Annotated in this window: 23 protein-coding genes and 1 pseudogene; 5 read left to right on the top strand and 19 right to left on the bottom strand. The window is 68.5% G+C overall.

What is annotated here, in order from left to right:
- The first annotated feature begins 122 nt into the window (after window positions 1-122).
- The gene (locus HNP73_RS01435) at window positions 123-884 is read left to right on the top strand and encodes an enoyl-CoA hydratase/isomerase family protein (protein ID WP_184146400.1); all 762 of its coding nucleotides are present in this window, start codon (window positions 123-125) and stop codon (window positions 882-884) included.
- Between the two features lie 29 nt (window positions 885-913).
- On the opposite strand, the gene HNP73_RS01430 is transcribed toward HNP73_RS01435, so the two are convergent.
- The 8 genes from HNP73_RS01430 to HNP73_RS01395 all read right to left on the bottom strand — a co-directional run bounded on the left by HNP73_RS01430 (window position 914) and on the right by HNP73_RS01395 (window position 11,906).
- On the bottom strand, window positions 914-2,551 hold the full coding sequence (locus tag HNP73_RS01430; RefSeq protein WP_184146398.1) for an ABC transporter ATP-binding protein: 1,638 nt from the start codon (window positions 2,549-2,551) through the stop codon (window positions 914-916).
- A complete protein-coding gene (locus tag HNP73_RS01425; RefSeq protein ID WP_184146396.1) occupies window positions 2,544-3,419 on the bottom strand; it encodes an ABC transporter permease in 876 nt (291 codons plus the stop codon). The genes HNP73_RS01430 and HNP73_RS01425 overlap by 8 nt, the downstream gene beginning before the upstream one ends.
- Before the next feature lie 11 nt (window positions 3,420-3,430).
- Window positions 3,431-4,348 (bottom strand): ABC transporter permease, encoded by a 918-nt coding sequence (locus HNP73_RS01420; protein WP_184146394.1) that lies wholly within the window; start codon window positions 4,346-4,348, stop codon window positions 3,431-3,433.
- A gap of 72 nt (window positions 4,349-4,420) precedes the next feature.
- A complete protein-coding gene (locus HNP73_RS01415; protein WP_221288121.1) occupies window positions 4,421-5,917 on the bottom strand; it encodes an ABC transporter substrate-binding protein in 1,497 nt (498 codons plus the stop codon).
- A 107-nt stretch (window positions 5,918-6,024) separates the two neighbouring features.
- A complete protein-coding gene (locus HNP73_RS01410; RefSeq protein WP_184146389.1) occupies window positions 6,025-7,704 on the bottom strand; it encodes a dihydroxy-acid dehydratase in 1,680 nt (559 codons plus the stop codon).
- The gene (locus HNP73_RS01405) at window positions 7,697-9,034 is read right to left on the bottom strand and encodes an FAD-dependent oxidoreductase (protein ID WP_184146387.1); all 1,338 of its coding nucleotides are present in this window, start codon (window positions 9,032-9,034) and stop codon (window positions 7,697-7,699) included. The genes HNP73_RS01410 and HNP73_RS01405 overlap by 8 nt, the downstream gene beginning before the upstream one ends.
- Window positions 9,034-10,254 carry a CaiB/BaiF CoA transferase family protein gene (locus HNP73_RS01400; RefSeq protein ID WP_184146385.1) on the bottom strand — a complete coding sequence of 407 codons (1,221 nt, stop codon included), beginning with the start codon at window positions 10,252-10,254 and terminating at the stop codon, window positions 9,034-9,036. The genes HNP73_RS01405 and HNP73_RS01400 overlap by 1 nt, the downstream gene beginning before the upstream one ends.
- On the bottom strand, window positions 10,251-11,906 hold the full coding sequence (locus tag HNP73_RS01395; RefSeq protein ID WP_184146383.1) for an FAD-linked oxidase C-terminal domain-containing protein: 1,656 nt from the start codon (window positions 11,904-11,906) through the stop codon (window positions 10,251-10,253). Before HNP73_RS01395 ends, HNP73_RS01400 begins: the two co-directional genes overlap by 4 nt.
- Before the next feature lie 251 nt (window positions 11,907-12,157).
- Between HNP73_RS01395 and HNP73_RS23025 the strand changes: the two are divergent.
- Window positions 12,158-12,869, top strand: a pseudogene (locus HNP73_RS23025) (IS91 family transposase); the annotation flags it as partial.
- A gap of 209 nt (window positions 12,870-13,078) precedes the next feature.
- Here the strand turns inward: HNP73_RS23025 and HNP73_RS01385 are convergent.
- The 3 genes from HNP73_RS01385 to HNP73_RS01375 all read right to left on the bottom strand — a co-directional run bounded on the left by HNP73_RS01385 (window position 13,079) and on the right by HNP73_RS01375 (window position 15,046).
- Window positions 13,079-14,047: an ATP-dependent DNA ligase gene (locus HNP73_RS01385; RefSeq protein ID WP_184146381.1), complete on the bottom strand. Its 969-nt coding sequence runs from the start codon at window positions 14,045-14,047 to the stop codon at window positions 13,079-13,081.
- A complete protein-coding gene (locus tag HNP73_RS01380; protein WP_184146379.1) occupies window positions 14,044-14,730 on the bottom strand; it encodes an SOS response-associated peptidase in 687 nt (228 codons plus the stop codon). Before HNP73_RS01380 ends, HNP73_RS01385 begins: the two co-directional genes overlap by 4 nt.
- A 79-nt stretch (window positions 14,731-14,809) precedes the next feature.
- Window positions 14,810-15,046, bottom strand: coding sequence for a hypothetical protein (locus HNP73_RS01375; RefSeq protein ID WP_184146377.1), 237 nt, complete (start codon window positions 15,044-15,046; stop codon window positions 14,810-14,812).
- A 131-nt stretch (window positions 15,047-15,177) separates the two neighbouring features.
- On the opposite strand from HNP73_RS01375, the gene HNP73_RS01370 reads away from it, so the two are divergent.
- Complete coding sequence (locus HNP73_RS01370; RefSeq protein WP_184146375.1) at window positions 15,178-15,429, top strand: hypothetical protein; 252 nt, start codon at window positions 15,178-15,180, stop codon at window positions 15,427-15,429.
- A gap of 481 nt (window positions 15,430-15,910) precedes the next feature.
- Here HNP73_RS01370 and HNP73_RS24045 read toward each other — a convergent pair whose 3' ends face one another.
- The 7 genes from HNP73_RS24045 to HNP73_RS01330 all read right to left on the bottom strand — a co-directional run bounded on the left by HNP73_RS24045 (window position 15,911) and on the right by HNP73_RS01330 (window position 22,527).
- A complete protein-coding gene (locus tag HNP73_RS24045; protein ID WP_184146371.1) occupies window positions 15,911-16,516 on the bottom strand; it encodes a lanthionine synthetase LanC family protein in 606 nt (201 codons plus the stop codon).
- Between the two features lie 41 nt (window positions 16,517-16,557).
- Window positions 16,558-18,336 carry a serine/threonine protein kinase gene (locus HNP73_RS01355; RefSeq protein ID WP_184146369.1) on the bottom strand — a complete coding sequence of 593 codons (1,779 nt, stop codon included), beginning with the start codon at window positions 18,334-18,336 and terminating at the stop codon, window positions 16,558-16,560.
- On the bottom strand, window positions 18,333-19,505 hold the full coding sequence (locus HNP73_RS01350; protein ID WP_184146367.1) for a hypothetical protein: 1,173 nt from the start codon (window positions 19,503-19,505) through the stop codon (window positions 18,333-18,335). The genes HNP73_RS01355 and HNP73_RS01350 overlap by 4 nt, the downstream gene beginning before the upstream one ends.
- A gap of 45 nt (window positions 19,506-19,550) precedes the next feature.
- Window positions 19,551-20,039, bottom strand: a complete 489-nt coding sequence (locus HNP73_RS01345; protein ID WP_184146365.1) for a hypothetical protein — start codon at window positions 20,037-20,039, stop codon at window positions 19,551-19,553.
- Window positions 20,040-20,540: 501 nt separating this feature from the next.
- Window positions 20,541-21,029, bottom strand: coding sequence for a phage terminase small subunit P27 family (locus HNP73_RS01340; RefSeq protein WP_184146363.1), 489 nt, complete (start codon window positions 21,027-21,029; stop codon window positions 20,541-20,543).
- 2 nt (window positions 21,030-21,031) lie between these two features.
- Complete coding sequence (locus HNP73_RS01335; protein ID WP_184146361.1) at window positions 21,032-21,253, bottom strand: DUF7220 family protein; 222 nt, start codon at window positions 21,251-21,253, stop codon at window positions 21,032-21,034.
- Window positions 21,250-22,527: a site-specific DNA-methyltransferase gene (locus HNP73_RS01330; RefSeq protein WP_184146359.1), complete on the bottom strand. Its 1,278-nt coding sequence runs from the start codon at window positions 22,525-22,527 to the stop codon at window positions 21,250-21,252. The genes HNP73_RS01335 and HNP73_RS01330 overlap by 4 nt, the downstream gene beginning before the upstream one ends.
- A 604-nt stretch (window positions 22,528-23,131) precedes the next feature.
- Between HNP73_RS01330 and HNP73_RS01325 the strand changes: the two genes are divergently transcribed.
- Window positions 23,132-23,356, top strand: a complete 225-nt coding sequence (locus HNP73_RS01325; RefSeq protein ID WP_184146356.1) for a hypothetical protein — start codon at window positions 23,132-23,134, stop codon at window positions 23,354-23,356.
- A 95-nt stretch (window positions 23,357-23,451) separates the two neighbouring features.
- A complete protein-coding gene (locus HNP73_RS01320; RefSeq protein WP_184146354.1) occupies window positions 23,452-24,045 on the top strand; it encodes a DUF3489 domain-containing protein in 594 nt (197 codons plus the stop codon).
- 142 nt (window positions 24,046-24,187) lie between these two features.
- Here HNP73_RS01320 and HNP73_RS01315 read toward each other — a convergent pair whose 3' ends face one another.
- Window positions 24,188-24,853: a thermonuclease family protein gene (locus HNP73_RS01315; protein ID WP_246399453.1), complete on the bottom strand. Its 666-nt coding sequence runs from the start codon at window positions 24,851-24,853 to the stop codon at window positions 24,188-24,190.
- Window positions 24,854-24,917: the final 64 nt, after the last annotated feature.

Here is a 24,917-nt window from a genome sequence, read left to right as displayed (position 1 = left end):
CAGGCTTGTCCGGTAGTGCGCCGGGCACAAACGACAAAATCGTGCCGTCGCTTGAGTTTTTGTTGTGCGTCCGCCACGGCGTCCGCCACTACGTTCGGCGCGTTGGAACAGCGGAGGCGGCGATGGCGGAGGACGGCGCAAGCAGGGTGACGGTCGAGCGGCGGGGGACGGTCGCCCTCGTCTGGCTCGATCGCCCGGCGAAGATCAACGCCCTCGACCCGGGCCTCTGCCGCGGTCTTGTCGAGGCCATCGACGCGGTGGAAGCCGACGAGGCGGTCGGCGCCATGGTCGTCGCCGGCCGGGGTCCGCGGGGCTTCTGCGCCGGAGCCGACCTCGCGACGGTGTCGGGCCTCGCCGGGGCGGCCAAGCGGCGCTTCATCGAGGGGGCCTGGCGAGCGCTCGACCGGGTGGCGGCAGCGCCGGTGCCCTCGGTCGCGGCGCTGCACGGCCATGTGCTCGGCGGCGGGCTCGAGCTAGCCCTCGCCTGCGACCTCCGCTTCGCCGACCCGGGGGCGCGCCTCGGGCTGCCCGAGCTCGCGCTCGGCAGCGTGCCTTCCTTCGGCGCGGTGCAGCGGCTGCCGGCGCTCGTCGGCCGCGCCCGCGCCCTCGAGCTCCTGCTCGACGGCACGCCGCTCAATGCCGAGGCCGCCCGGCGGGCGGGCCTCGTCACGCAGGTGACGGCGCCCGGCGCCGCGGTCGAGGAGGCGCTCGCCCGGGCCGAGGCGCTCGCCCGCCTGCCGCGCGAAGCGGTGCGCTATCTGCGGCTTGCCCTCGCGATGCCGGGGGACGCTCGCGCGGCGGCGCTGCACGGCCTCGTCTCCGACGCCTGCCACGCCGACCCCGGCTATCAGGAGCGGATATCGCGCTTCTCTGCCCGCTCCTGAGCCCGGCGCAAGGCCAGCGGCTCGGCAGCTCAGGGAGCCGTCGACGCGTGCACGAGGGTGCGCCGGCGGGCGGTCCGGCGCTCGGCCTGCCGCCTCGGGTCTGGCACTGGGCTCGAGGCGATGAGCTGGCGGGTGTAGAGCGCCGACGGCCGGGAGAAGACCTCCTCGGCGACGCCCTGCTCGACGACGTCGCCTGCTTTCATCACCAGCACGTGGTCTGCGAACTTGCGGATCAGGGTGAGGTCGTGGGCGATGAAGACGTAGGAGAGGCCGAGTCGCGTCCGGAGGTCGGCGAGCAGCGTGATGACCTGGGCCTGCACGGTCATGTCCAAGGCCGAGACGGCCTCGTCGCACACGATCACTTCTGGCTCGAGCGCGAGTGCCCGGGCGATGGCAATGCGCTGGCGCTGCCCGCCGGAGAACTCGGCCGGATACTTGTCGAGGTCGGACTCCGTAAGGCCGACCATGTCAAGGAGTTCGGCGGCGCGGCCGCGCCAACGGTCCCGTGGCAGCACGTCCCGGTGGAGCAGCCAAGGCTCGGAGATCACCTTCAGTACAGTCATCCGCGGATTGAGCGAGCTGAACGGATCCTGGAAGATCGCCTGCACGCCGCGATGGAAGCCGGTCTCCTCTTCGCGGCCCAGCGCGTAGATGTCCCGGCCGTGAAAGCGGATGTTGCCGCTGCTCGGCCGGCGAAGCTTCAGGATCGCACTCGCGAGCGAGGACTTGCCCGAGCCGCTCTCGCCGACGATCCCGAGGATCTCTCCCTTGCGGAGCGTGACGGTGACGTCACGCACCGCCTCGAAGGTGCCGTAGTGGACGCCGACGCGGTCGAGCTCGAGTACCGCCGGAGCGACGCCCGGCCGAGCGGAGCGATACTCCTCCGACCGGTCGGTGAGGAGTTGGCGAGTGTAGGGATGCACCGGCGCGGCGAAGACCCGGTCGAGCGCGCCTTCCTCGACGATCTCGCCGCGGCGCATGACGACCACCCTCTCGGCGATGTCGGCGGCGACCCCGAGATCGTGGGTGATCATCATCAGCGCCATGCCCGACTCGGTGCGCAGGTCTCGCAGCAGGTCGAGGATCTGCGCCTGCACGGTGACGTCGAGCGCGGTCGTCGGCTCGTCGGCGATGAGGAGGTCGGGCGAGAGCGCCATTGCCATGGCGATCATGACCCGCTGCCGCTGGCCGCCGGAGAACTCGTGGGGGAAGTCGCCCATGCGCCGCCGCACGTCGGGGATGCCGACGCGGTCGAGGAGCTCCATCGCCCGGCGGTCGGCCTCGGTCCGCGCCATGCCGTGGATGCGGCAGACCTCGGTCACCTGCCAGCCGACCGGGTAGACCGGGTTGAGGTGGGTGAGCGGGTCCTGGAACACCATGGCGATGCGGCGCCCCCAGAGGTCGCGCCGCTGCCGATCCGGCATCGAGAAAAGGCTCCGCCCCTCGAAGCGGACGTCGCCGTGTACGCGGGCGGGCGGCGCATCGAGCAGGCCCATCACCGCGTTCGCGGTAACGCTCTTGCCCGACCCGCTCTCGCCGATGATGGCGAGCGCCTCGCTCGGGGCGATGGTGATGCTCACGTCGCGCACGGCGGAGAAAAGGCCGTCGGGCGCCGGGAAGTCGACCGAAAGCCGGTCGATCTCGAGGAGCGGCTTCGGTTCATGCATGGCCGGTGTTCCCCTGCGCGGCGCGGAGCGTCGGATCGCCCGCGATGCGGAACCAGCTCGCGAGGAGGTTGGCCGAGAGCGCGGTCAGCATGATGAAGAGGCCTGGCCAGAACGAAAGCCACCACGCGCTGTTCAGGTAGCTCCGGCCCTCGGCCACCATCAGCCCCCAGGTGATCGACGGGGGCTGCACGCCCATGCCGAGGAAGGACAGTGCGGACTCCGCCAGCATCACGTAGGCGAAGTCGAGCGATCCGATGATGAAGAGCGTCGGCAGGACCAGGGGCGCGATGTGGCGGAGCGCGAGGTGGACTTGGCCCGCGCCCATCACCCGCGCAGCGTTGATGAAGGCGCGCTCGCGGATCTCGAGCACCTCGGCGCGCGCGGTGCGCACGTAGACAGGCAGGCGGGTGATGGCCAGGACGACGACGAGGTTCGCCGGCGCGCCGCCGAGGACGTAGAGCACGATCAACGCCATGAGCAGCGAAGGGAAGCTCATGATCACGTCCGTGCCGCGCATGATCACCTTGCCGAGGCTGCCGCGGCTGAGGCCGGCGATGATGCCGAGCGTGCCCCCGATGACCATCGAGAGCAGCACCGAGGCGACGGCGATGCCAAGCGTCGTGCGCGCGGCGAGGAATATGCGCGCAAGGATGCCGCGGCCGAGCGCGTCCGACCCGAGCCAGTGGACCCAGCCGCGCGAGAAGTCGAACGGCGGGGCGTTGCGCGCCCGGAGGTCGAGGCCGGTCGCGGCCTTGCCGACCACCTCGGGCCCGACGAGGGCGATGCCGACGACGAGCATCAGCCAGATCGCCGCGACGAAGGCGACGCGGTCGCTGCGGAGGAGGGCGAGGAGGCTCGAGTTGCGCATGGTCGCCCTCCTCACGATGTCCGGACGCGCGGATCGAGCCGCGAGTAGGCGATGTCGATCAGGACGTTCATGAAGAAGATCGCGAAGGCGGTCATGAGGATACAGGCTTGGAGCACCGCGAAGTCGCGCTGCTGGATCGCCTGGATCATCAGGTTGCCGATGCCTGGCCAGCCGAAGACGGTCTCGACGACGACGGCGCCGTTGATGAGGGTCGCGGCCTGGTCGCCGGCGACGGTGATCACCGTCAGCATGGCGTTGCGGAGACCGTGGACGAAGATGATCCGGCTCTTGCCGGCGCCCTTGGCGCGGGCAGTCTTGACGTAGGGGGCGGCGAGGGCGCCGATCATCGCGGCACGCACCACCTGGGTGAGGAGCCCGAGCGGCCGGAACATCAGGACGCCGACCGGCATGATCCAGTGCGCGGGCGACCCCATGCCGGAGGTCGGCAGCCAGCCGAGCGACACGGCGAAGACGAGGATGGCGACGATGGCGACCCAAAAGTCCGGCGCGCTCGCGCTCGCGATCGTCAGCATGCTGGCGACACGGTCGAAGATGCTGCGCGGGCGCCAGGCGGCGAGCGAGCCGATGACGATGGCGAGCACCAGCGACAGCGCCATGGTAACGCCCGCGAGCTTCAGCGTCACGGGGAACGCCGCGAGCACGGCGTCGATCGCCGGTCGGCCCTGGAAGAGCGAGTCGCCGAAGTCGAAGCGCATGACGCCGGCGAGGTAGCGGCCGAACTGCACCACGACGGGATCGTCGAAGCCGTGGCTCGCGGCGAACTCGGCGCGCTGCTCGATCGAGGCGTCCATCGGCAGGTAGAGGTCCGTCGGGTCGCCGGTGAGCCGGGCGAGGAAGAACACGAGGACGAGCAGGCAGAGCAGAGCGAAGAGCGACTGCGTGCCGTGTTTGAGGACGAAGCGGTTCAAGTCGGACCTTCCTTTGCGTGGCGCGGCCCTCTCCGGGCCGCGCTGCGTTGTCATGGTCGCCGGTCGCGGGAGTCAGCTGTTGTTGAACCCGATCTCGGACAGCTGGAGCTCGCTATTCGTCGCAATGGAAGGGGTGAACTCCAGACGCGGATTCACTCTTGTGAAGCCGACCATGTGGAAGAGCGACACGTCCGGCACGATCTCCTCGTGGATACGCTTGAAGGCCTCTTGGTAGAGCTTCGTGCGCTCCTCACCGCTGGCCTGCCCGCCGCGGTCGATGAGGTCGTCGACCTCGGCGTCCGCGAAGGTCGACTGGCCGCCCTCCGAATGGTACTTCACGAAGATCGTGAACACCGCGTCGCCGTTGTTGTTGTCGTGCTGCTCCTGGAACAGATTCGGGGCACGATCCTCGGCATAGGGCTTGAAGAGCAGGTCGTACCACTCCGCCGCCTCGGTCATCTTGAGGGTGATGTTGAAGCCGACGGCCTCGTACATCGCCTCGAGGGCCTGCAGCGACTCCTGCGAGTTCGGATAGAGGTTGTGGCGTCCAACGAGAATGATCTCCGCGTCGACCGGCACCCCGTCGGCCTTCGCCTCGGCGAGGAGCTCCATCGCCTTCTCGGGATCGTACGCGTAGGGGGTCAGGTCCGGGTTGTGGCCGTTGATCCCCGGAACGACGTGCTGGGTCGAGGGGATGACCTTGTCGCTGAAGATCGTGCCCTTCATCCCGTCGCGGTCGGTCGCGTAGTTGAGCGCAAGCCGCACCCGGCGGTCGTCGAGCGGCGGAATCTCGGCGTCGATCCGAAGCCGCGAAGTCTCCGAGTTCAGGAAGCTGAAGTCCATCTCCGGATTTGTGGCGTCCTGGACGGCGATGTTCGGAGCGATGTCGGCCTCGCCGGCGGCGACCATCGCCGCGCGCACCGTCGACTCCGAGCGCCAGATGTAGGTGGCCTTGGTCACCTCGGGCTGGTCGCCCCAGTAGTCGTCGACGCGGGTCAGCACGATCTGCTGGCCAGGGGTCCACTCTTCGAGCCGGTAGGGACCGGTGCCGATTGGCTCGCGGGTGATCTCGCCCATCGGCGTGGCGGTCGACATGGCGACGACCGTGCCCATCAGCGTCGGCAGGATCGGGGTCGGCTCGCTGGTCTTGACCTCGATCTCGTGCTCGCCGGCAGGCGTGACCTCGAGCGTCAGGCCGCCGAAGTACTTGACGCGGATCTCGCAGTCGATGCTCTCGTCCATCGTCCGCTCGATCGAGTACTTGACGGCCTCGGCGTTGAAGGGCGTTCCGTCGTGGAAGGTCACGTCGTCCCGGAGCTTGAAGCGCCAGGTGAGATCGTCGACTTGGCTCCACTCCGTGGCGAGCCGCGGATTCACCTGCCCGCTCTCCGGGTCGATCTCGGTGAGGGTCTCGATCACGTTCTGCTTGATGACTTTGCCGACCTGCGACTTCGACGCTTGGCACGGGTCGAGCTGATCGGGCTGGGTCTCGAGCACGATGACGACATCGGTGGGCGTGTCTTGCGCCCACGCCGGCGCCGCCGCCGGCAGGGCGGCAGCAGCCGCCATCAACAATCTCCAGCGCAGAGACATCGTGTTTTCCTCCTGTTTTTTTACCGTCGAGCGGCGGTCCTACCGGGTTGTTGTTCGTCCCGTCCGGCTCGGGATCCTGCGGTTCAGTCGGGTGCCAGGGTCGCCCCCCGGTGGATTGGGCTCGCGAGCCGCTGGAAGACTGAGAGCCATCCGCGCTCCGCGGTCGGCGGCGCCGCCGCGAGGGTGGCCCGTCGGCGGGCGAGTTCCGCCTCGGGCACGCCAAGCCCGAGCGAGCGGCTGGCAACGTCGATGACGATGGCGTCTCCGTCCTCGACGAGGGCGATCGGGCCGGCCTCGAAGGCCTCGGGCGCGACCTGGTTGATGGTGATCCCGTGGTTGAGGCCGGAGAGCTGGCCGTCGGTCACGACGGCGACCTTGCCCGCCAATCCCGCGCCGTTCAAGGCCGCGACGAACCACGAGGCCGAGGCGATGCCCGGGCCGCCGCGCGGGCCGAGGCCGCGCAGCACCACAACGTCGCCCGCGCCGATGCGGCCGTCGGCGAGGCCGGCGATCGCGTCGTCCTGATCCTCGAAGGTCCGCGCCGGCCCGGCGAAGTGCATCTTCTCCGCGCCGCCGAGCCCGAGCTTCAGGAGCGCGCCGTCGGGCGCGAGCGAGCCTCGAAGCGTAACGAGGGCCGGCGTCGTCGAGTGCGGGTCGTCCGCATGGCGGAGCGCCGCGTCGTCTGGCGGCCGGTAGTCGGCGAGCTCCTCGCCCCACGTCCGGCCGGTCGCGGTCATGGCGTCGCCGTCGATGCGGGTGCCGAGCCGCTTGAGGATCGCCCGCGCGCCGCCTGCCCGGTCGAGGTCCTCGATCCGGTCAGGCCCATTGGGCCGCACGGCACAGAGGAGCGGCACCTTCGGTCCGAGCGCGTCGACGAGATCGTAGATGCTGAGCGAGAGCCCCGCCTCCACCGCTACGGCCTGCAGATGACGCACGCAGTTGCCCGAGCCGCTCGCCGCAAGCGTGACCGCGATGGCGTTGCGGAAAGCGGCCTCGGTCAGTATCCGGCGGGCGGTCAGGCCTTCCTCGACCATCCCGACGATCCGCCGTCCGGCCGCCTCGGCTTGGGCGAACATCGCCGCGGTCATCGCCCGGACGGGCGCGCTACCGGGAAGCGCGAGGCCCAGCGCCTCGCAGACGAGGTGCATCGAGTTCGCCGTGCCCATGCCGGCGCAGACACCGGGGCCCTTGATCGCGTGCTCGGTCATATCGTGGAGTCGGTCGAGCGTGATCGCGCCGGTGACGAGCGCCCCGACCCGCTCGAAGACCTCTTCGATATCAACTTCCTCGCTCTCGCTCGTCCCATGTCCCTGGTAGCCGCAGAGCACGAAAACGGTGGGGAGATCCAGCCGCGCCGCCGCCATGAGCTGGCCGGGGGTCGTCTTGTCGCACGAGGCGAGGCAGACCATGCCGTCGAGCAGCGGCCCCTCGACGCCGACTTCGATGTCGCTCGCGATCAGGTCGCGGCTGGGAAGGATGTAGCGCGCGCCTTTGGCGGCGCCGTGGATGAAGTCGCTCGGCGCCGTGGTGCGCACCTCGAAGGGCAGGCCGCCGGCAGCCCGGACCGCCGCCTTCACCGTCGCCGCAACGGTGTCGAGATGGCTGAAGCAGATCGAGAGCTCGGAGGAGGTATTCACCACCGCGATCTTCGGCCGCGCCATCTCCTCGTCGGTGAGACCGAGGGCGCGCCACTGGGCCCGTCGCACCGCCCAGGCAGTGGTCCCGGGGCGGAAGTTGCTGCGAAGCTGGGGCGTGTCATGCATCGATCGTCGCCTCCGGGCGCGGGGCGAGGACCGCGCCTGCCGCCGCGAGCGCCTGCTGGAGCGCGGGCATCGAGACATCCCGAACCGTCCGCCCGCCGGCGAGGACGGCGGCGAGTCCCGCGGCCTGGCCCATCGAGAAGCAGTTGGCCGTGACGCGCAGCGCCGCCTGGGCCTCGTGCGTGGCCGACAGGCAGCGGCCGGCGACGAGCACGTTGTCGAGGCCGCGCGGCACCAGCGCGCCGTAGGGTATCTGGCAGTAGCCCCCCGGCGACATCCATACCCAGCGGGTCGCTCGTCCCGCGCCGTGTTCCTCGATTGGCCAGCAGCTCGCCGCGATGGCGTCCTCGACCTTGCGCTCGCCGAGCACGTCCTCGGCCGTCACTGTCCGGTCGCCGACGATCCGCCGCGTCTCGCGCACGCCGAGCTCGGTGCCGGTGTCTAGGATGAAGGCGTCCGCATAGCCTGGAACGTAGCGGCGGAAGACCTCGAGATAGCGGCGCGCCTGGGCGCGCCCCTCGCGCTCGGCCCGGCTGAGGCTCTCGGGGTCGAACGGGTCGGGCGAGCGGCCGTCGACCTTCACCTTGGTGATGTTGAGATGGACGATGCCATCCCGCGCCGAGTAGATGCCGCCGGCGGTCCGCGGCAGGTCGTGGCCGTCCGCGACCGCCCGCTCGAGCAGCGCGTGCATCTCCTCGCGCGTGACGCCCATCGCCCGCGCCGTATCGACGCTCCCCATGCGGAACATCGTCGAGGGGAACTGCAGGTGCCCGCGCTCGATCTCCGCCTCGGCGCCGGCGAGTGCCGCGAGCTCGCCATCGCCGGACGCGTCGACGAAGACCCGCGCGGCGACGGCGAAGGGCGCCTCGCGCCCGCGGACGATCGCATGGGTGACCCTGCCGCCGTCCCGCAGCACGTCGGTCAGCCGGGCCTGATAGAGCACACCGAGGCCAGGAACCTCCACGAGGTCGTCCAGCACGGACTTCAGGGTGAAGAGGTCGTAGGGCAACGAGGCGGTGTTCAGCCACGGCAGCGGCCCGCGGGTTCCGCCGGCGGCGGCGAGCCGGGCGCGAACCTCTTCGGCGAATCCGAAAACCATCTGAACCGGCGCGCCGTCGACCAGGCTGTAGAGCCCGCAGATGCCCCCTAGGCTCGTCGCGGTCATCGTGCCGCCGAGAAAGCCGTTCCGCTCGACGAGGAGGACGGAAGCGCCAGTACGGGCGGCGCTCACCGCCGCCGCGACCCCCGCCGATCCGCCGCCGGCGACGAGGACGTCGACCTCGCGGAGAACGGGGACGTCGCGGGCCGGCAGCCGCACGGAGCTCTCGCCCATCACACGACCCCGCTCGCGCGGAGCCCGGCGATCCGGGCGGCGTCGTAGCCGAGGACCTCGGCGAGCACCTCGCCGGTATGCTCGCCGAGCGTCGGCGGCGGCCGGCGGATGCCGAGGTCGTGCCCCTCGATCCTAAGGGGCGAGCGCATCAGCCGGATCGGCTCCCCAGGCTGGCCCGGGTGGGCGGTTTCCTGTACCACGCCGCGGGCCTGCACGTGCGGATCCGCCAGCATCTCCGGCACCGAGTAGATCGGGCCGCAGGGGAGTCCGGCCCCGTTGCAGCCCGCGATCCATTCTGCGCTCGTACGCGCGAGGAAGGCCGGCCGGATCTGCGCGAGCAGCGCGTCGCGATGCTCGAGCCGCCCGGCGTTGCGCTCGAAGCGCGCGTCGGTCCCGAGCTCCGGCATGCCAATGAGCGCGCAGAGGCGGCGGAACTGGCTGTCGTTGCCCACCCCGAGGTTGACGTGCCCGTCGGCGGTCTGGAACGTCTCATAGGGCACGATGTTCGGGTGGGCGTTGCCGTGGCGCGCGGGAACGCGGCCGCTGACGAGATAGTTCGACACCTGATTGTAGAGCCAGGCCACCTGGCAATCGAGAAGCGAGATGTCGATCCGCCGCCCGAGCCCCGTCGCGTCGCGCTCGCGGAGCGCGGCGAGGATCGCGACCGTCGCATACATGCCCGCCATGATGTCGGAGATTGGCACGCCGACCTTCATCGGCGCGCCGTCGGTCTCTCCGGTGAGGCTCATCAGCCCGCCCATGCCCTGGATGATGAAGTCGTATCCTGCCTGGGTCGCGTAGGGGCCGGTCTGGCCAAAGCCCGTCACCGAGCAGTAGACGAGACGCGGCGCGAACGCGTGCACGGCTTCCCAGCCGAGCCCGCGCCGCTCGAGGTCGCCGACCTTGAAGTTCTCGATGAGGACGTCCGATTCTTTCGCGAGCTCACGCACGATCGCGAGCCCCGCGGGCTGGGAGATGTCGACGGTCAGCGAGCGCTTGTTGCGGTTCGTTGACAGGAAGTAGGCGCTGTCGCCGTGCGGGGCGCCGTCGGCACCCGCGGGCAGGAAAGGGGGTCCCCACCCGCGGGTGTCGTCCCCGGCGCCGGGACGCTCGACCTTGATGACGTCGGCGCCGAGGTCGCCGAGGATCTGCGTCGCGCTCGGACCCGCGAGGATCCGTGACAGGTCGAGGACGCGGAGACCGGAAAGCGGCAGGCTCATGATGCGGCGACCGCCTCGTGGTTCGCCGGCGCACGGCGCCAGGCCGCGATCGCCTCCTCAGTGACGATGACGCCCGGGTTCATGATGCCGGCCGGATCGAGCGCCCGCTTCGCCGCGGCGAAGGCGTTGCCGATCAGCTTCGGCCGTTGCTCGACGTACCAGGGCATGTGGAGGCGCCCGACCGCGTGGTGGTGGGTGATCGTGCCGCCGGCCTTCATCACCGCGTCGTAGGCGGCGGACTTGATCTCCATGCACTGCGCGTCCATCCGCGCGCGCTCCGGCAGGCAGTGGAAGGTAAAGTAGGGCGCCGGCCCGTTCGGATAGATGTGGGTAAAGCGACAGGTGACCGTGCCGGGGCGCCCGGTCACCCGCCGGATCGCCTCGTCCACGGTTCGGATGACCGAGTCGTGCAGTTCCGCGAAGCCGCTCCACGGCACCGCGGTCTCGAAGGTCTCGCGGCAGATGCCGCGTGCCGTCATGTGCTCGCGGTAGTAGGGGCCGCGAATGAAGGCGTTCCGCCACTGGCCAGCGACCGCGCTCCGCTCCTCCGGCCGTTCGCTCCTCTCGACCGGCGCCCCGCCGTACTCGGCGCAGAGCTCGACCGTGAGTTTCAGGAGGTGGTCGACGGGATAGTGAGCACTCTCATAGCCGAGCACGAGGATCGGCTTGTCACCGTCGTAGGATTTGGTGAGCCTCGCCTCGAGCGCGTCGATCAGTCGGCAGTTGTCGGGTTGGAGCCCGGCCTGCGAGATCGCCCGCACCGCTTCGGCGGCGCGGTAGTAGTCGTCGAAGACGAGGGTCGCACCGACCTTGTGGCGCGGCCGATTCAGGACCCGGATCCACGCCTCGGTGATGATGCCTGCCGAGCCCTCGGTCCCCATCACGTAGCGGTCGGGCGAAGGCCCGGCGCCGGAGGCCGGGAGCCGCCGGCTCTCGGTCACGCCTTCCGGCGTCACCATGCGGATGCCTTCGACGTAGTCGTCGATGTAGGTCGCGTTCGAGGCGAAGTGCCCGGCCGCGCGCGTGGCGATCCATCCGCCGAGTGTCGAGAGCTCGAAGCTCTGCGGGAAGTGCCGCAGCGTGAGGCTGTGCTCCTTCAGCTGCTTCTCGAGGTCCGGTCCATATATGCCGGCCTGCACCCGCGCCGAGCGCGACACCTGGTCGACCTCGAGCACCCGGTTCATGTACCACATGTCGATGGTGATGACGCCGGAGTAGTTCCCGTCGATCTCTGGGTTCACGCCGCCGACGACACTCGATCCGCCGCCGAAGGGAATGACTGCGGCGTCGATGTCGGACGCCCAGTCGATGAGCGCCTGCACCTCCGCCTCGGTGCGCGGATACGCGACCACGTCCGGCGCCCGGGTAAAGTCGCCCCGGAACATCCTTGCGCTGTCGAGGAATGACCGACCGTAGGCGTGCAGTGCCCGCTCGTAGCGGTCCTGCCGGCAGATCTCGCGGAACGCCGCTGGAATCGCGGTGATCCGCGGCGGCCGCATGTCGATCGTCTCGAGCGTCGGCGCCGGCATCACCTCGAAGCGGTCGGTCCCGAATATCCGGTGCCAAGTATCGAGGACCGGAGCCATCTCCTCGGCCGTCGCAGCCTGATCCTCGAAGCCCCACGCATAAAACTTTCGTCGACGCTCAACCACTCGCATTTCCTCTCAATCTCGCAGCTTATCTCCCTTGGCCCGCGTGACCTCGGCCGACCCGTCGGGAAGGATGGCGCGCCGGGCCTCTGAAAGACAAACAAGTTCTTCATCGGTTCGGTTGAGAGAATGTTGTCTGAAATTGCGCTGCAACAGCGCCGAGCTTTCGCAGGAATGCCACGCTCCCCGAACAGACGCCTCCGACGGAAGCTCCGCCCGATCGACACCACGGCGAAGACAAGCGGGCATGCCGCCGCTGTCCCGACTGCGGCAACACCGCGATCGCCTACAATTCCTGCCGCAACCGTCACTCTCCCAAGGGCCAGGCCGGGCGCGGGAAGCCTGGGTCGCCGCACGGCGGGCAGAACTGCTGCCTGTTCCCTATTTCCACGTGGTCTTCACCGTGCCGGCGCCGGTCGCGGCGATCGCGTTCCAGAACAAGCGGCGGTCTACGCCATCCTGTTCCGCGCCGCCGCCGAGACGCTGCGCCTGATTGCGGCCGACCCGCCCCATCTCGGTGCCGAGATCGGCGGCGTCGCCGTGCTGCATAGCTGAGGCCAGGCGATGCAGCACCATCCGCATGTCCACTGCATCGGGCCGGGCGGCGGCCTCTCGCCCGACCGCACGCGCTGGATCGCCTGCCCGCCTGGGTTCTTCATGTCGGTCAAGGTGCTCGGGCGGCTATTCCGGCGGCTCTTGCTCGAACGTCTCGCCGCCGCCTTCGCCGAGGGCGGGCTGCGCTTCTTCGGCGACCTCGCTCCGCTCGCCGAGCCCCGCGCCTTCGCCGTCCACTGCACGTCGCGGCGCCGGATCGACTGGGTGGTCTATGCCAAACCGCCCTTCGGCGACCCCGAGCAGGTGCTCGCCTATCTCGGCCGCTACACCCGCCGCGTGACCATCGCCAACAGCCGGCTCGTCACCCTGACCGACGATGCTGTCAGCGTCCGCTGGGAGGAGGGACGTCAAAGGGTGTCCTGAACGCCAGGCGGCGGTTATGCCGCAGGTGAGCAAACTACCGGATCCACTGACTGAACAGGAGGAATCTCCATAGTTCTTCTGGTGGCGCCCTCGAGTTCGCTACAACACGCCGGAGCAATGATCGGCTGGGTTATCCAGGGCGGCTTCGTTAGGCTCTATGTGGCCGAGTGCGACCGATCAGGGTTTTCTGAATTGGCTCACCTGATCTGATCCATGGTGCAGCTCTCGGGCGCTTTGTCCGTCCGCCAGCGCAGGAGTCGCGCTCCGTGGCGCATGTGCTCGCCGGTGATGTGGTCGGCGCTGACCTCGACGACCATCACCGGCTCGAGTGGAACCGGCACCCGCTCCTTGCTCGACCAGCGGCTCTTGCCGCCCGGAGCACGGCCGGTGAACCCTTGGCCGCCGACGAGCGGCTCGAGCAGGCGCCCAATCTCGGCTGCTTCCTCGTAGATTCGGGCGCGGCCGACGTAGTTCAGCTTGCCCTCCTCGTCATAGAGGCCAAGCAGCAGATGCTCCACGTCCTGCGTGCCGCGCTTCCGGTAGAGTCCCGCCACGACGCAGTCGACGGTCTTCCAAAGCTTGAACTTGCGCATCGCCCGTTCGGCGGGCTGATACGGAAGATCGAGCCGCTTGGCCACGATGCCGTCGAGGCCTTCGCGTCCGAGCCAGTCCCGTGCGACGAGTTCCTGATCCGTCGCCTCCCCAAGCCTGAGCACCGAGGAGGCCGCCCGTGCCATGAAGTCCTCGAGCTCGCGCCGCCGCTCGGCGAGGGGCCGCTCGAGCAGCGAGATGCCCGAGCGCGCCAGCAGATCAAAGGAGATCAGCTCCGCCGGGGTTTCGCTCGCCAGCTTGCGAATGCGGCTCTCGGCGGGGTGCAGGCGCAGCTGCAGGCTCTCGAAGGAGCCAGCGGCGATAACGAGCTCGCCGTCGAGCACAAAGCCGTCCTCGGCGATCTCCTCCATGCCGTGGGCGACCTCCGGGAAGTAGCGCTCGAGCGGCTTCTGGTTCTTCGACTGCAGGTGGACGCGGTCCCCGCGCCGATGTGCAAGGCAGCGAAAACCATCGTACTTCGGCTCGTACTGCCATCCTGGTCCGGCTGGGAGTTCGTCGACAGCTTCGGCCTCCATCGGCGGGACATCGAGCGGCAGCGGGGTCGAAGCGTTCATCCAGTCACCGGCGTATCGGACAAACTCTCTCCGAAATCCTCCTTCTCGCCGCGGAGCACAATGCGCAGCGAGCCATCCGGCAGCGGCCGCTGCAGTGCCTTTGCCTCGCTCCACGGCTCCGTTAGCCAGGCGTCCCATTCGGCTGGCTCCGTCAGGATCACCGGCATCGCCTTCGGGTGCACGGCGCCGACCTCGGCGTTCGGTCGGGTCGTCAGGAAGCCGTAGAGCTCGGCAGTCACCTCGCCCTCCTTCAGCTTCCTGACGCTGGTCCAGCGCGCCCACAGGCCGGCGAAGAAAGCGAGCGGCCGGCTCTCATCGAAGGCGAACCAGACCGGGGGGCGTGAGCCGTCGGGCAGGGTCTCGTTCTCGGCAAAGCTGGTGAAGGGCACCAGGCAGCGATGCTCGGGCCCGAGCCACGGCCGCCAGTGCGACGATGTCGTCTGCCGGATGTTGGTCACGCCGCGGTCAACCTTCTTACCGACGAGGTACTGCGGCGGCGTCGGCATGCCCCAGCGCGCCATGACGAGCTCGCGATCATCCCCATCCCCGTTGCGGACGATTGGCGCCGGGTAGTCCGGATAGACGCCGGGCAGCGGCGGCATGTTGCCCACCCGGTCGTGGATGCCGGCGAAGAGCCGGCGGATCGCCTCCTGGGAGCGCGTCATCGAGTAGAGGTTGCACATCGGCTCGAACTCCTGGGGCGCGACCCCGGAGGCTACTAACCACTGTGACTGTTGACGAGACTAGAAAGCGACAGGGGCATTACCCCTGTCGCTCCTGGCGGGTGAAGATCGGGTGGAAACGCCCGCCGCTAAAGCCGCCCTCCTCCTCGCGATCGCGCCGGGCGCCACCACACATGAACAGCATCCCGGCAAACGACCCCACGCCGCCCATTGCCGCAACCGCCAGCCAGCCGCCCAGGCCATACGCGCCACAGACCGTGAAGGTGAGTATCACGAGCCCGATGATGACGGTCAGAGCTGTGGCTATGGTTTCCATGAATGCCCCAATTCCGAACTGGAAGTCCCCGTCAGCAGGATCGACGGGAGCCGCCACAGGGCAAGCACGGCGGGTCGATACCGGTTAGCGCTCCCTTCCAGACTCACCGTGTTCGCGTAATGTTTTCCACCATGCCGTACACCAAGGTCATCCTCGGCCCGCGCTATCAGGTCCGCCTGGAGGACATGGCCGCGACGGATTGCGTTTTCGCCCGATGTCTCGCCTGCGACCGGACGTGGCGCATTGCGACGCACCGGCTGCACGACCGTTATCCGGCCTATGAGCGATTGCTGGACATCACGCGGGAGATGAAGTGCCCGTGCGGAGCGGTCGGGGAGCAGTTCGTGTGGCACGTGCTCAGGGCGAGCATTTCCGTGCGATAGGCTTGCTCATCCCCCGAGCCTTCGCGGGCGCCGCGAGAGGATGGGAGCCGGGCCGATGATGCCTGAGTTCGAGCTGCTTGTCGATATGCCGGCCTTCGGCGCGCGCCGCTGGAGACGAGATGGCATGGGTATTTAGCTGACGACTGCACGCCAGCAAGCGTCGTGGCAAGCGGCCGGGATTGCCCCGAAGAGCGGGCCTGCGCCGGCGGGTCGCACGGGCCGGAGCTTCGGCGGCTGGCGGCGCGCCCGAGTCTTGCATGGCGGCGCGAAGGGCCTGCATGCGCGAGGGGTTCAGCGAGTAGCGCCCCGCCACCTGCGCCAGGGAAGCACCGGGCGCCGTCGTCTGGCGACAGACCGACCGCTTCTCCTCCGCGCTCCACCCCTTCGTCCGACGCACCATTGGCGGGCCCCTAGTGTACGCTATCCGAGGCGGACACTATCCGAAGCTCCCTGACCGTGGCAGGGCAGGGGCCCCGGACGCTTACCTCAGGATACTCGCTGTCGGTGCAGGGGTCTCGGGCTTCGGCCATCCTTCCGGTTCGAAGAACGGCATCCTCGCTAGGGTCGGCACTTCGATCTCCGCTGCGAGGAGCGAGACGCCGAGAAGACCTTTGTAAAGGCTATCGACGCGACCCTGCTCAACGCCGTCGACCGCATGGGCGGAAGCGATCAGAGCAAGATCGCACGCGCGTTCGTGCCACGCCGCCTCGTCTGTGTGTCGGTAGAGGTTGAGCAGGGCGTACGCCCGGCCGCTGCGGCCGCAGCACAGGGAACTCACCGGCTCGTCCGCTTCCCAAGTCGTCCACGCGGCCTGCTCGGCTAGCCGGATCCACCGGTCGTCTCTGGTCGTACGCCAAGCCAGTGTGAAGAGATGCACGAACCCGGCGCTGCCGTTGCACCATCCCCCCATATAGCTGGTGAGCCCCCCGCTGCGAATGGGCCATCGGACGCCGCGGCCCCATGGCTGGGCTGAGAGGGCGAGTTGGTCCAGACGCACGGCCAATTCGGAGGCAGGGCCGCGTCCGGTCACCTCGTCCCACAGGAGCAAACCGTAGAGGATGCCCGCCCACCCGTGAGCGACGCCCATGTATGCGATCTCGCCAGGATCGCCGATTGGGGGGAAAGCAACTATCTCAGCTCGGATCTCTTGGGCCGTGCGATCCCAAAACGCCGGATCTCCTCGTGCTCGGCGGCGTCTGCGGTCACGAGCGTCTCGAGGAGAATGCAACAGCCGAGGAGTGAACTGCAGCGGCCCAAGGTGAGATCAAGTCCCCGAGACGGCGAGTGTGAGCGTTGGAGAAAGGCGCTGACGGCGACCTTGCACGCCGCAACGTCCCCGCGGGCGTGCGCAACGACCGCCGACACTGCCTCCACTCCCGCGCCGGAGTGAAAAAGTGAGCTCCGGCCGACGGTGTCGGGTGTGATGTCCAGCTCGTCACTGAAGCAGCCGTCGTCGTCGTCCATGTGCGCTTGCGCACGGCTCACCCACACGTCCGCCAGGGCGAGGAGAACAGGATCGTCACGCACGCCGGCAAGCCGGTACAGCGCATAGGCGATACCGGCAGCACCGTAGTTGAGCGAGCTAGTCGGCGGCTGTGGAAGTCCTTGCGACACCAGGGGACCCTCGAACCCGACCCGCCTGAGCACCCCGTCGAGCAGTTGCGGGGCCGGTGCCATGTCGCCGCGCGGTCCTACCGCAGGCACGGGAACAGCATCCCTTATAGCTCCGAGCCGCTCGGCCACCACGGACAAATCCGGAAGGCGGTCCTCAGGACGCTTCGAGAGACACTTCAGAAGGAGATGCTCGAGCTGCGGCCACGGCCGCGTGTTCCGCTTCGCGAAGGGCAGCGGCTGCTCCTCGGCTATCTGTCCAAGCAGTTGGTCCGGCTCGAGCGAGAAATCAACGTAGTGGCTGCCCGTCACAAGCAAGTACAGAAGGGCCGCGACCGCGTATTGCTCGCCGAGCGCCGTGGCGGGCGGACTCGGTTCGCCGGCCCGCAGCGCCTGCGCGTACTCGGGCTCGAGAAAGAACGCAATTCCTCCCCGCGACGCCCTGGCCGTCCGTGGCTCAACGCTAGCGGGCATTACCGCGTAACCGAAATCGATGATAGTCACCGCCCCATCGCCGTCGACGAGGATGTTGCGGGGATGGACGTCGCCATGCACCACACCGACCGCGTGCAGGCGAGCGTACGCATTCGCGATCGAACAGCAGATGTTCAAGAGGGCCTGCCGAGACTCTCGGCCGGCACGCCGTGCCTCCGCTGCCGCGACCTCTGCAGAGACTCCGGGACGCCACTCGAGAAGGAGGTACGCCACGCCAGCTCGATCCCCGGCGACGAGCACACGCGGTGCGACACTGCCGTCGAGGTGGCGGAGGATAGCCTCCTCTCCTCTCATTTGCTGCAGAGAGCAGGCACCCTCCGGGGCATTGAACAGCTTCAGCGCTGCATGAACACCGTCCTCCGTCCGGACGAGATGCACCTCGGTGTCCTCGAGCACTTGAACGGTCGCCAGCACCAGGGAGCCCTCGAATAGATCACCAACCTTCAGCCCGGACTGAGCTGACGTGCTCGCATCTGAGGTCGCTACCACCAGAACCTGATTGTCGATCAGGCGCTGGAGCATCGGGAACGCCTCCTCCAATGTGGCCTCGGCATCGGCGCGGTGATCGCGACTGTAGCTCACGATGGCGTCCACGATACGGGTCGGCGATCGAAAGCGCTGCAGGAGCTCGGCAGAGTCCCGATCGAGTACCCGCACGGGAGCGCGTGACATCGTCCGACTCAAGGCATAGTCGCCTTCGTCTGCGCCGAGCTGTTCGCGCGCGGCCATTGGCAGGTCCTGAACCGGCGTGAACACGACGTCCGGCTGCAGCACGAACCGCGTAGTGATGTCCTCACTCATGCTCCGGTCCCCGCCGCGAACACTCCCTGGCTCGGCACCCAAATGGATGGATCGATGCCTTCAAGCGCGATCCGCTCCAACGCGTAGCGCCAGGGCTCGCCCGAATTCGAGGCCGTCCTGGCCGCGACAAGCGCGGAGGCAAGCCGCCCGGCCACCCACACGCGCCAGCTTTCCCCCGTCCAAGCCAACTCATGTTCCTGCCGAGGAGGATCGACGCCCCAGGACAGCATGCCGTCAGGTGTGATCTCCGCAGTGAAGGGGACGCCGTGCGCAGGCATGCCGGCAAGCCGCGGTGCGAGCGAGGCCGCTGCCTCCCCGAGAGACTCGAAGGTGCCGAAATAGGCCACGAGCTTGTCCGGACGCAGAAGCCCGTGGACGTCGGCTCCCACCTTCAATGCATGTGCCCCTCGCTTGCGAACGATCTCGGCGCATATTCGAAGGCACTCCGCTACCGCCGAAGGTTGCGGACTGACGTACAGCTTGTACACGGGACCGTGACCCGCGCGACTGATCGGCGCGCCCGAGTGCCACGCGAGCCAGCTCGATGATGTCATCGCCCCTCCCTGGGCGACCCAGCCGGGGCTGGGCGGTCGCACCGAGCCGCGGTCGTCGCCAATACCAAGATAGACCGCCGTCGACTCCCGTGTCGGCAGTCGTTGGCCCCACGAGGGGGTGAGGACCAGACGATTGAAGGCGTAGAGACGGCCCGCGAGCGTCTGAACGTTCTGAATGTCCAAGTGCTGTCCGTACCGGAGCGCCTGGATCGACAACCGCGCCAGCCGGCCTCGAGGGTCGCTTGGATTGCTGTCCAGGTTCAGGAGTGCGACCGCGTCCGCCCCCGAGACGAAGTCGGCACCAGTGCGGATCTCCAGCACGCCGTCGAGCACTAACCGCGCGACTGCGGCGGAGAGGTCGTCTCTCAACGCCGCGCGCATCAACGAAGGCAGAGGACCTGGCTCCCGAAGCGTAAGGTACACAAGCGCGGTCTGGCTATCGATTGCCTTGACGGTCTGGGCACCGTCGCGCAGCGGGATCAGCAAGGCGTAAATTTCCGGGTCGTCCGCGAGATTGCCGACAGCGGACCGTTCCTCTGCGGTGAGACGGTCCACCGGCACGAAACGGTACGCCGAACCCGCACGGTACTCGGCCCCGGCGACTTCAACTCTCATGTGACGACCTGAATCGACGCCCAAGTCCCGGTCGGCGCCAGGAAGTCAGCTCTCTGATCCACCTTCCCGGCCGCGCAACTGCTCCTTGCGAGCACTGAGTTCCTCCAGAGCGTCCCGGAGCTTCTTCTCGAGCTCCTCGACTTCCTCGACCGAATGGGGCTTCATCTGCTCGGCCACCACCTGCTCGGCACGATCCACCTCGCGCAAAGCCTCGCGGAGCTGAAGCTTGAGTGCAGCCAATGCCTCGGGAGTGAAAGCGCGACCGCCCCCGCCGCCGAAGAGCACCGATGCGCTCTCGGTGCAGCCGCACGTCAACGCCCCGCACGTGTTGGGAAAGCAGGTCACGTTCAGCGTGCACCCCCCGCAAGCCGAGGCGCCAAGGCAGGTAAACGCTCCAGAGCACTCGCGGCAGCCACTATAGGTGCAGATCGTTGCGAAATCACAACTGCCTCCACAGTGACTGAAGCCAAAGGAGCATCCGCCGCAGACCAGCCGGTCGCGCTCGTTGGTTCCCGCCGGGAGGATGTTGATCACTAAGTCTCGCACACGGAAAGTCATGCGCACCTCGATTGCCGCTAAGGCTATCAAAGAGACTGTTGGAGCAATCACTAGATAGAACAGGATATTACCTATCCAATTCGCAGTCAAGCACTCCGTGGGACCTTGTTGGGACCTTGTCGTGAGAACAGGCATTGTCAGGGCTGAAGCGCGATGGCGGTCGGCAGCGCCCAGCCGACCCGCATTGATGCGCCCGGCTGATCTGACCTGCGGTACGGATGTGTCAACGAACCGGGAGCAAGGTCTGCGCGGGCCGATCTGCGTCCACGGGAAATGGCTCAGGCGGGTTCTTTGCCGTTCCGGTAGGATCTCCACCGCGGAGAGATACCAGCGGCCTCCGCGCCGGTTCACCATCCCGGGTCGTTCAACCTCCGGCGCAATTGCCCCGAAGCTGGTGGCGTCGCCCACTAAGATTCCTCGACGACCATCGCGGCGTCGGCGTCACCGTGGGGTGGCGACGGCCGGCCCTAAGCGCTCTCAGTCGAACTCCCATGGCGTGGCGATCAGCCCCTCGGGGTCGTGGGGGTAGTCCCATGGCTTCGGCCCCCTCGGCATCTGCACCGAGAGCCGGCTGCGCGCCGAGGGGGTGAGCCCGATCTCCGCCATGAACTTCGCCATCAGCTCGAGCTGCTTGTTGGCGATGGCGAGCCACGGTGAGGCTTGGACGTAACCTGCAGGGGTCTTCAGGATCACCGGGGTCTCGGCGAGCTTGCGCTCGGCTTCCACCCAGCGGCCGTAAGCCTGGCAATAGGCGGCGAAGGCGGCCCGGTCGGCCTGGGTCAGCAGCCCGATGGCATTCAGGCTCTGTGCCAGCCGCTTCCACTCCGCCTTGGCGGTAGGCGAGAGATGCGCCGGGCAGCTCGGCTGGCTGGCCGGCGGCTTCGGCTCGTCGCCGCGGATCGGCCGATGCCCGGGGTTGCCGTGCAGCAGCTTCAGCGAGGTGGGTGTGGGCTTGCGGCCGCGCATAGCTACCCCTGCCGCATGCGCCAGGCCTCGAAGACCCGGCGCAGCCCGTAGCCGCGGACCAGCGACAGGACGGTGAAGATGCCGCCGATCGCGAGGTTCTGCTCCAGCGGCAGCGCAACTCCGTAGTGCGGGAACACCGCCATCTGTGTCAGCACGGCTAGGACGTAGCCGACGACGGTGTTGACGATCGCCTCCAAGGCCGAGTGCCGCCGCGTCTGCTTCATGATGGCCTCCGCTCGGCGGCCACCTCGGCGAAGCTGCGCCCGTCGCCCTCCAGCGTGGCCGCCTTGCCGGTGAACCCCTGCCAGCGCTCGATGATGACATCGACGTAGGCCGGGTCGAGCTCCATCAGCCGGGCAGCGCGCCCGGTACGCTCCGCCGCAATCAGCGTCGTGCCACTGCCGCCGAACGGGTCGAGCACCACCCCGCCGGGCGGGCTCGAGTTCTGGATCGCCCGCTCAACAAGGTCGACCGGCTTCATGGTCGGATGCAGGTCATTGCGGCTCGGCCGGTCGATGAACCAGACGTCGCCCTGATCGCGCGCGCCGCACCAGTGGTGCTTGCCGCCTTTCGGCCAGCCGTAGAGGATCGGCTCGAACTGCCGCTGGTAGTCGGATCGCCCGAGCGTGAAGCGGTCTTTCGCCCAGATGATGAAGGTCGACCAGTGCCCACCTGCGGCGACGAACGCCTTCTGCAGGGTGTGCAGCTCGCTTGAAGACATGCACATGTAGATTGCGCCGGCCGTGTGTGCGATGATCGACACGCACGCATCGTAGAGGAAGCGCTCGAATCCATCGCCCAGCGCGTCGTTCAGGATGCGTCGGCCCTTGCCGGCTTTCTCTGCCCCGACGCCTCCGGCATAGTCGACGTTGTAGGGGCTGTCGGCGAAGCAGAGGTCAGCCTTTCGTCCCGCCATGAGCCGCTCGAGATCGGTGATGACTGTGGCGTCGCCGCAGAGCACCCGGTGCGTGCCGCAGAGCCAGAGATCGCCGGGGCGCGATACTGGGTCGGCCGGCACCTCCGGCGTCTCCTCCTCGCGCGGATCGGCGGCATCGCCATGCAGCAGGTCGTCGATCTCGCCTGCCTCGAAGCCGAGGGTGGAGAGATCGACGCCAAGCTCGGCCAGCTCGCCGGCTTCCAGCGCCAGCAGCTGCTCGTCCCAGCCGGCGCGTTCGGCGAGCTTGTTGTCGGCGAGCACCAGGGCCCGCTTCTGCGCCGGGGTGAGATGGGCAAGCTCGATCACCGGCACCTGGCGGAGCCCGAGCTGGCGCGCCGCCAGCAGCCGGCCGTGGCCGGCGATGATGCCGCTCTCGCCATCGACCAGCACCGGGTTGGTGAAGCCGAACTCGCGGATCGAGCCGGCGATCAGCGCCACCTGCGCCTCGCTGTGGGTGCGGGCGTTGCGGGCGTATGGGATGAGCGCATCGACCGGGCGGTGCTCGAGGCGCAGCCCCAGGCCGGCGAGGCGGTCGAGGTCAGATCGGACGGGGGCGTTCATGGTCGGGCGACCTCAGGAGGGCAGGGGCTCGCGACTCCGCAGTTGGTCGAGTGATTCCGGCGGGTGCGCGGCAGGTGGTGTCGAGGTAAGTGGCGGTATTCATTGACAAAGCTGCTGCCTTCGGGCGGTGAAGACCGGGGGATACCCCCCTGCCAATTTCGCGGGCGTTGAAGAAGACCGATCGGCCGGTCCGCACGGTCGAAAGCCTCCGAGTTCTGACCCGCCCCCCCCCCGCCTGCACGCTGGCGCAGGAGGGGCGCTACAAGGAAGTATATCAAAGATTCCAGCGGCTTGTCACCCTGACATTCCCTGACATTCCTGCGCAGGAGGCGACAATTTCGGGGTGCTGCCGAAATCGCGGGTGCCGCGCGGCCTCGTGAACCGCTCCTTTCGAAGCAGGGGCGACCCACCGAGACAACTCGCGTCTTCGACGGATCGGTCAACTCCGGCACGATGCTGCGGCCTCGAGGCTGCATCCTCATGCCGGATGAGCCGTCGGCTCCGAGAGCCATTCCGGTTCAAGCGCTTATCGAGTTGATAAGCCTCGGCACCGGAGCGAACCTCCGTCCGACGACGCGATGCAACTCGATCCGGAGCCGCCACGATGACCCGCCGCGTGACCGACGACACCCCGGCCCTCGATGCCTTCCTCGCCGCCAAGGTCGAGATCGACGCGATGCTGGCGCGGCTCGCCGCCCTCAGCGCGGACCATTTCGGTACCCACCCCGACAAGGTGAACTGGGGCGATGTCGGCACCCTGAATCACTACCGCGCCAGGCTGCGCGAGATCACCGACAGCGCCTTCAGCGAAGGCGAACACGCCCGCTGATCTCCGGCGCCGCCGGAAACTCCTGCCGCGCCTCGCGCGGCTCGGGGTCGTGGGAGGGTCGCGACGGTCGCGACCCCGCACCCGGAGACCCCGAGATGCCCAAGCTTTCCGACACTCAAGCCGTGATCCTCAGCGCCGCGGCGCAGCGTGAGGACCGCAACGTCCTGCCGCTCCCCGGCTCGCTTCGCGGCGGCGCCGCTGCCAAGGTGGTGGGGGCGCTGCTCTCCCGTGGGCTGATCGCCGAGATGACGACCAACAGCGAGACGAAGGCCGACACCGCGCTGAACCGGATCTGGCGCAACGACGAGGACGGCCGGGCCATCCTCCTGCGCATCACCGACGCGGGCCTCGCCGTCATCGGCATCGAGCCGGAGGGCGACAGCGCGCCTGTGGGCGCCGACGAGGCGCCGAGCGCGGAGGCTCCGGAGGACGCTCCCACCGAAACCAAAGCCGCGCCCAAGGCGCGGACGCCGCGCGAGGGCACCAAGCAGGCCCAGCTCATCGCCATGCTGCGCGCGCCCGAGGGCGCCACCATCGCCGAGATCGTCGCCGCCACCGATTGGCTGCCGCACACGGTCCGTGGCGCCTTTGCCGGGGCGTTGAAGAAGAAGCTCGGTCTCGAGGTCACCTCGGAGAAGGTCGAGGGGCGCGGACGGGTCTACAGGCTCGACGCGGAGGCGGGGCTGTGAGCCCCGCCGACTGCTCGGACCCGCCGCGCCGCGTCTTCGCAGTCGCGCTGCAGTTCGCCGGCTAGCGGTCCGGAAGAGAGGGTATGCGTACGCGCTCGCCGACACCGGCGTCGATTGGCATGCGGCCGACCTCGCCAATGGACTATCGCGACCGGGCGGCGCGCCATCCGGCCGCGATGGCCTCCGCCTCGTCACAGAACCAGCGCTCCCCCTTGCTCTCGTCGATCACCGTCCGCTCGTAGTTGGCGGACCACGGCGTGTGATAAATGCGTTCGCCGTTGGAGACGCTGACGTTGCCCTTGATCGGGCAGCCCGGGCGCGGCGACCGTTCGGCGGCCCGATCCCACCGCGCTTCGCGATACTCCCACGGCGGCTCCGACGTGCTCTGCCAGATGCCTGCCGCTGCCGTGCGCGCCGTTGCTTCCTCTGTCGCGTAGGCATCGCTGTAGCGGACGAACGCCCATGCCAGTCCCTCGGCAACGAGCTGCCGGCCGAGGTCGGCGCCCGTCGCGCGGCAGGTCGCGACGATCCTACCGTAGACGTCCTGCTCGAGCGCGACGCAATCGACGGGCTCGTCGCCGATCAGCTGCTGCAGTCGGTTGGCCGCCGAGGTCGCGCAGTCCCAGGTGCCGCCGCCCGCCCGCTTGCAGGTCTGGCCGACCTCCGCCGCGTCGATGCCGTAGAGCCGGACCTTCAGCGGACCGATGCTGATGGTGTCGCCGTCGATGACGTCGGCACGGCCGGAGATCCGGACCTCGTCGGCGCGGGCCGGCGCGGCGAGGGCAAGGATCGCGATCAGGAGCCCCAAGGCGGACTTAGCAGAGACTCTCACAAGGCACCCCGTCGCCATTCCTGTCCAGCTTGCCGCCCCA

The sequence above is a fragment of the Amaricoccus macauensis genome, assembly GCF_014201905.1.
Lineage (GTDB): Bacteria > Pseudomonadota > Alphaproteobacteria > Rhodobacterales > Rhodobacteraceae > Amaricoccus > Amaricoccus macauensis.
This window is presented reverse-complemented; position numbering and strand designations above follow the sequence as displayed.

What these genes read in the sequence shown, in the direction of transcription:
- HNP73_RS01435 (WP_184146400.1), top strand. Translation starts at nt 123, where the DNA reads ATGGCGGAGGACGGCGCAAGCAGGGTGACGGTCGAGCGGCGGGGGACG.
- HNP73_RS01430 (WP_184146398.1), bottom strand. Translation starts at nt 2,551, where the DNA reads ATGCATGAACCGAAGCCGCTCCTCGAGATCGACCGGCTTTCGGTCGAC.
- HNP73_RS01425 (WP_184146396.1), bottom strand. Translation starts at nt 3,419, where the DNA reads ATGCGCAACTCGAGCCTCCTCGCCCTCCTCCGCAGCGACCGCGTCGCC.
- HNP73_RS01415 (WP_221288121.1), bottom strand. Translation starts at nt 5,917, where the DNA reads ATGGCGGCTGCTGCCGCCCTGCCGGCGGCGGCGCCGGCGTGGGCGCAA.
- HNP73_RS01410 (WP_184146389.1), bottom strand. Translation starts at nt 7,704, where the DNA reads ATGCATGACACGCCCCAGCTTCGCAGCAACTTCCGCCCCGGGACCACT.
- HNP73_RS01405 (WP_184146387.1), bottom strand. Translation starts at nt 9,034, where the DNA reads ATGGGCGAGAGCTCCGTGCGGCTGCCGGCCCGCGACGTCCCCGTTCTC.
- HNP73_RS01400 (WP_184146385.1), bottom strand. Translation starts at nt 10,254, where the DNA reads ATGAGCCTGCCGCTTTCCGGTCTCCGCGTCCTCGACCTGTCACGGATC.
- HNP73_RS01385 (WP_184146381.1), bottom strand. Translation starts at nt 14,047, where the DNA reads ATGAACGCTTCGACCCCGCTGCCGCTCGATGTCCCGCCGATGGAGGCC.
- HNP73_RS01380 (WP_184146379.1), bottom strand. Translation starts at nt 14,730, where the DNA reads ATGTGCAACCTCTACTCGATGACGCGCTCCCAGGAGGCGATCCGCCGG.
- HNP73_RS01375 (WP_184146377.1), bottom strand. Translation starts at nt 15,046, where the DNA reads ATGGAAACCATAGCCACAGCTCTGACCGTCATCATCGGGCTCGTGATA.
- HNP73_RS01370 (WP_184146375.1), top strand. Translation starts at nt 15,178, where the DNA reads ATGCCGTACACCAAGGTCATCCTCGGCCCGCGCTATCAGGTCCGCCTG.
- HNP73_RS24045 (WP_184146371.1), bottom strand. Translation starts at nt 16,516, where the DNA reads ATGGGCGTCGCTCACGGGTGGGCGGGCATCCTCTACGGTTTGCTCCTG.
- HNP73_RS01355 (WP_184146369.1), bottom strand. Translation starts at nt 18,336, where the DNA reads ATGAGTGAGGACATCACTACGCGGTTCGTGCTGCAGCCGGACGTCGTG.
- HNP73_RS01350 (WP_184146367.1), bottom strand. Translation starts at nt 19,505, where the DNA reads ATGAGAGTTGAAGTCGCCGGGGCCGAGTACCGTGCGGGTTCGGCGTAC.
- HNP73_RS01340 (WP_184146363.1), bottom strand. Translation starts at nt 21,029, where the DNA reads ATGCGCGGCCGCAAGCCCACACCCACCTCGCTGAAGCTGCTGCACGGC.
- HNP73_RS01335 (WP_184146361.1), bottom strand. Translation starts at nt 21,253, where the DNA reads ATGAAGCAGACGCGGCGGCACTCGGCCTTGGAGGCGATCGTCAACACC.
- HNP73_RS01330 (WP_184146359.1), bottom strand. Translation starts at nt 22,527, where the DNA reads ATGAACGCCCCCGTCCGATCTGACCTCGACCGCCTCGCCGGCCTGGGG.
- HNP73_RS01325 (WP_184146356.1), top strand. Translation starts at nt 23,132, where the DNA reads ATGACCCGCCGCGTGACCGACGACACCCCGGCCCTCGATGCCTTCCTC.
- HNP73_RS01320 (WP_184146354.1), top strand. Translation starts at nt 23,452, where the DNA reads ATGCCCAAGCTTTCCGACACTCAAGCCGTGATCCTCAGCGCCGCGGCG.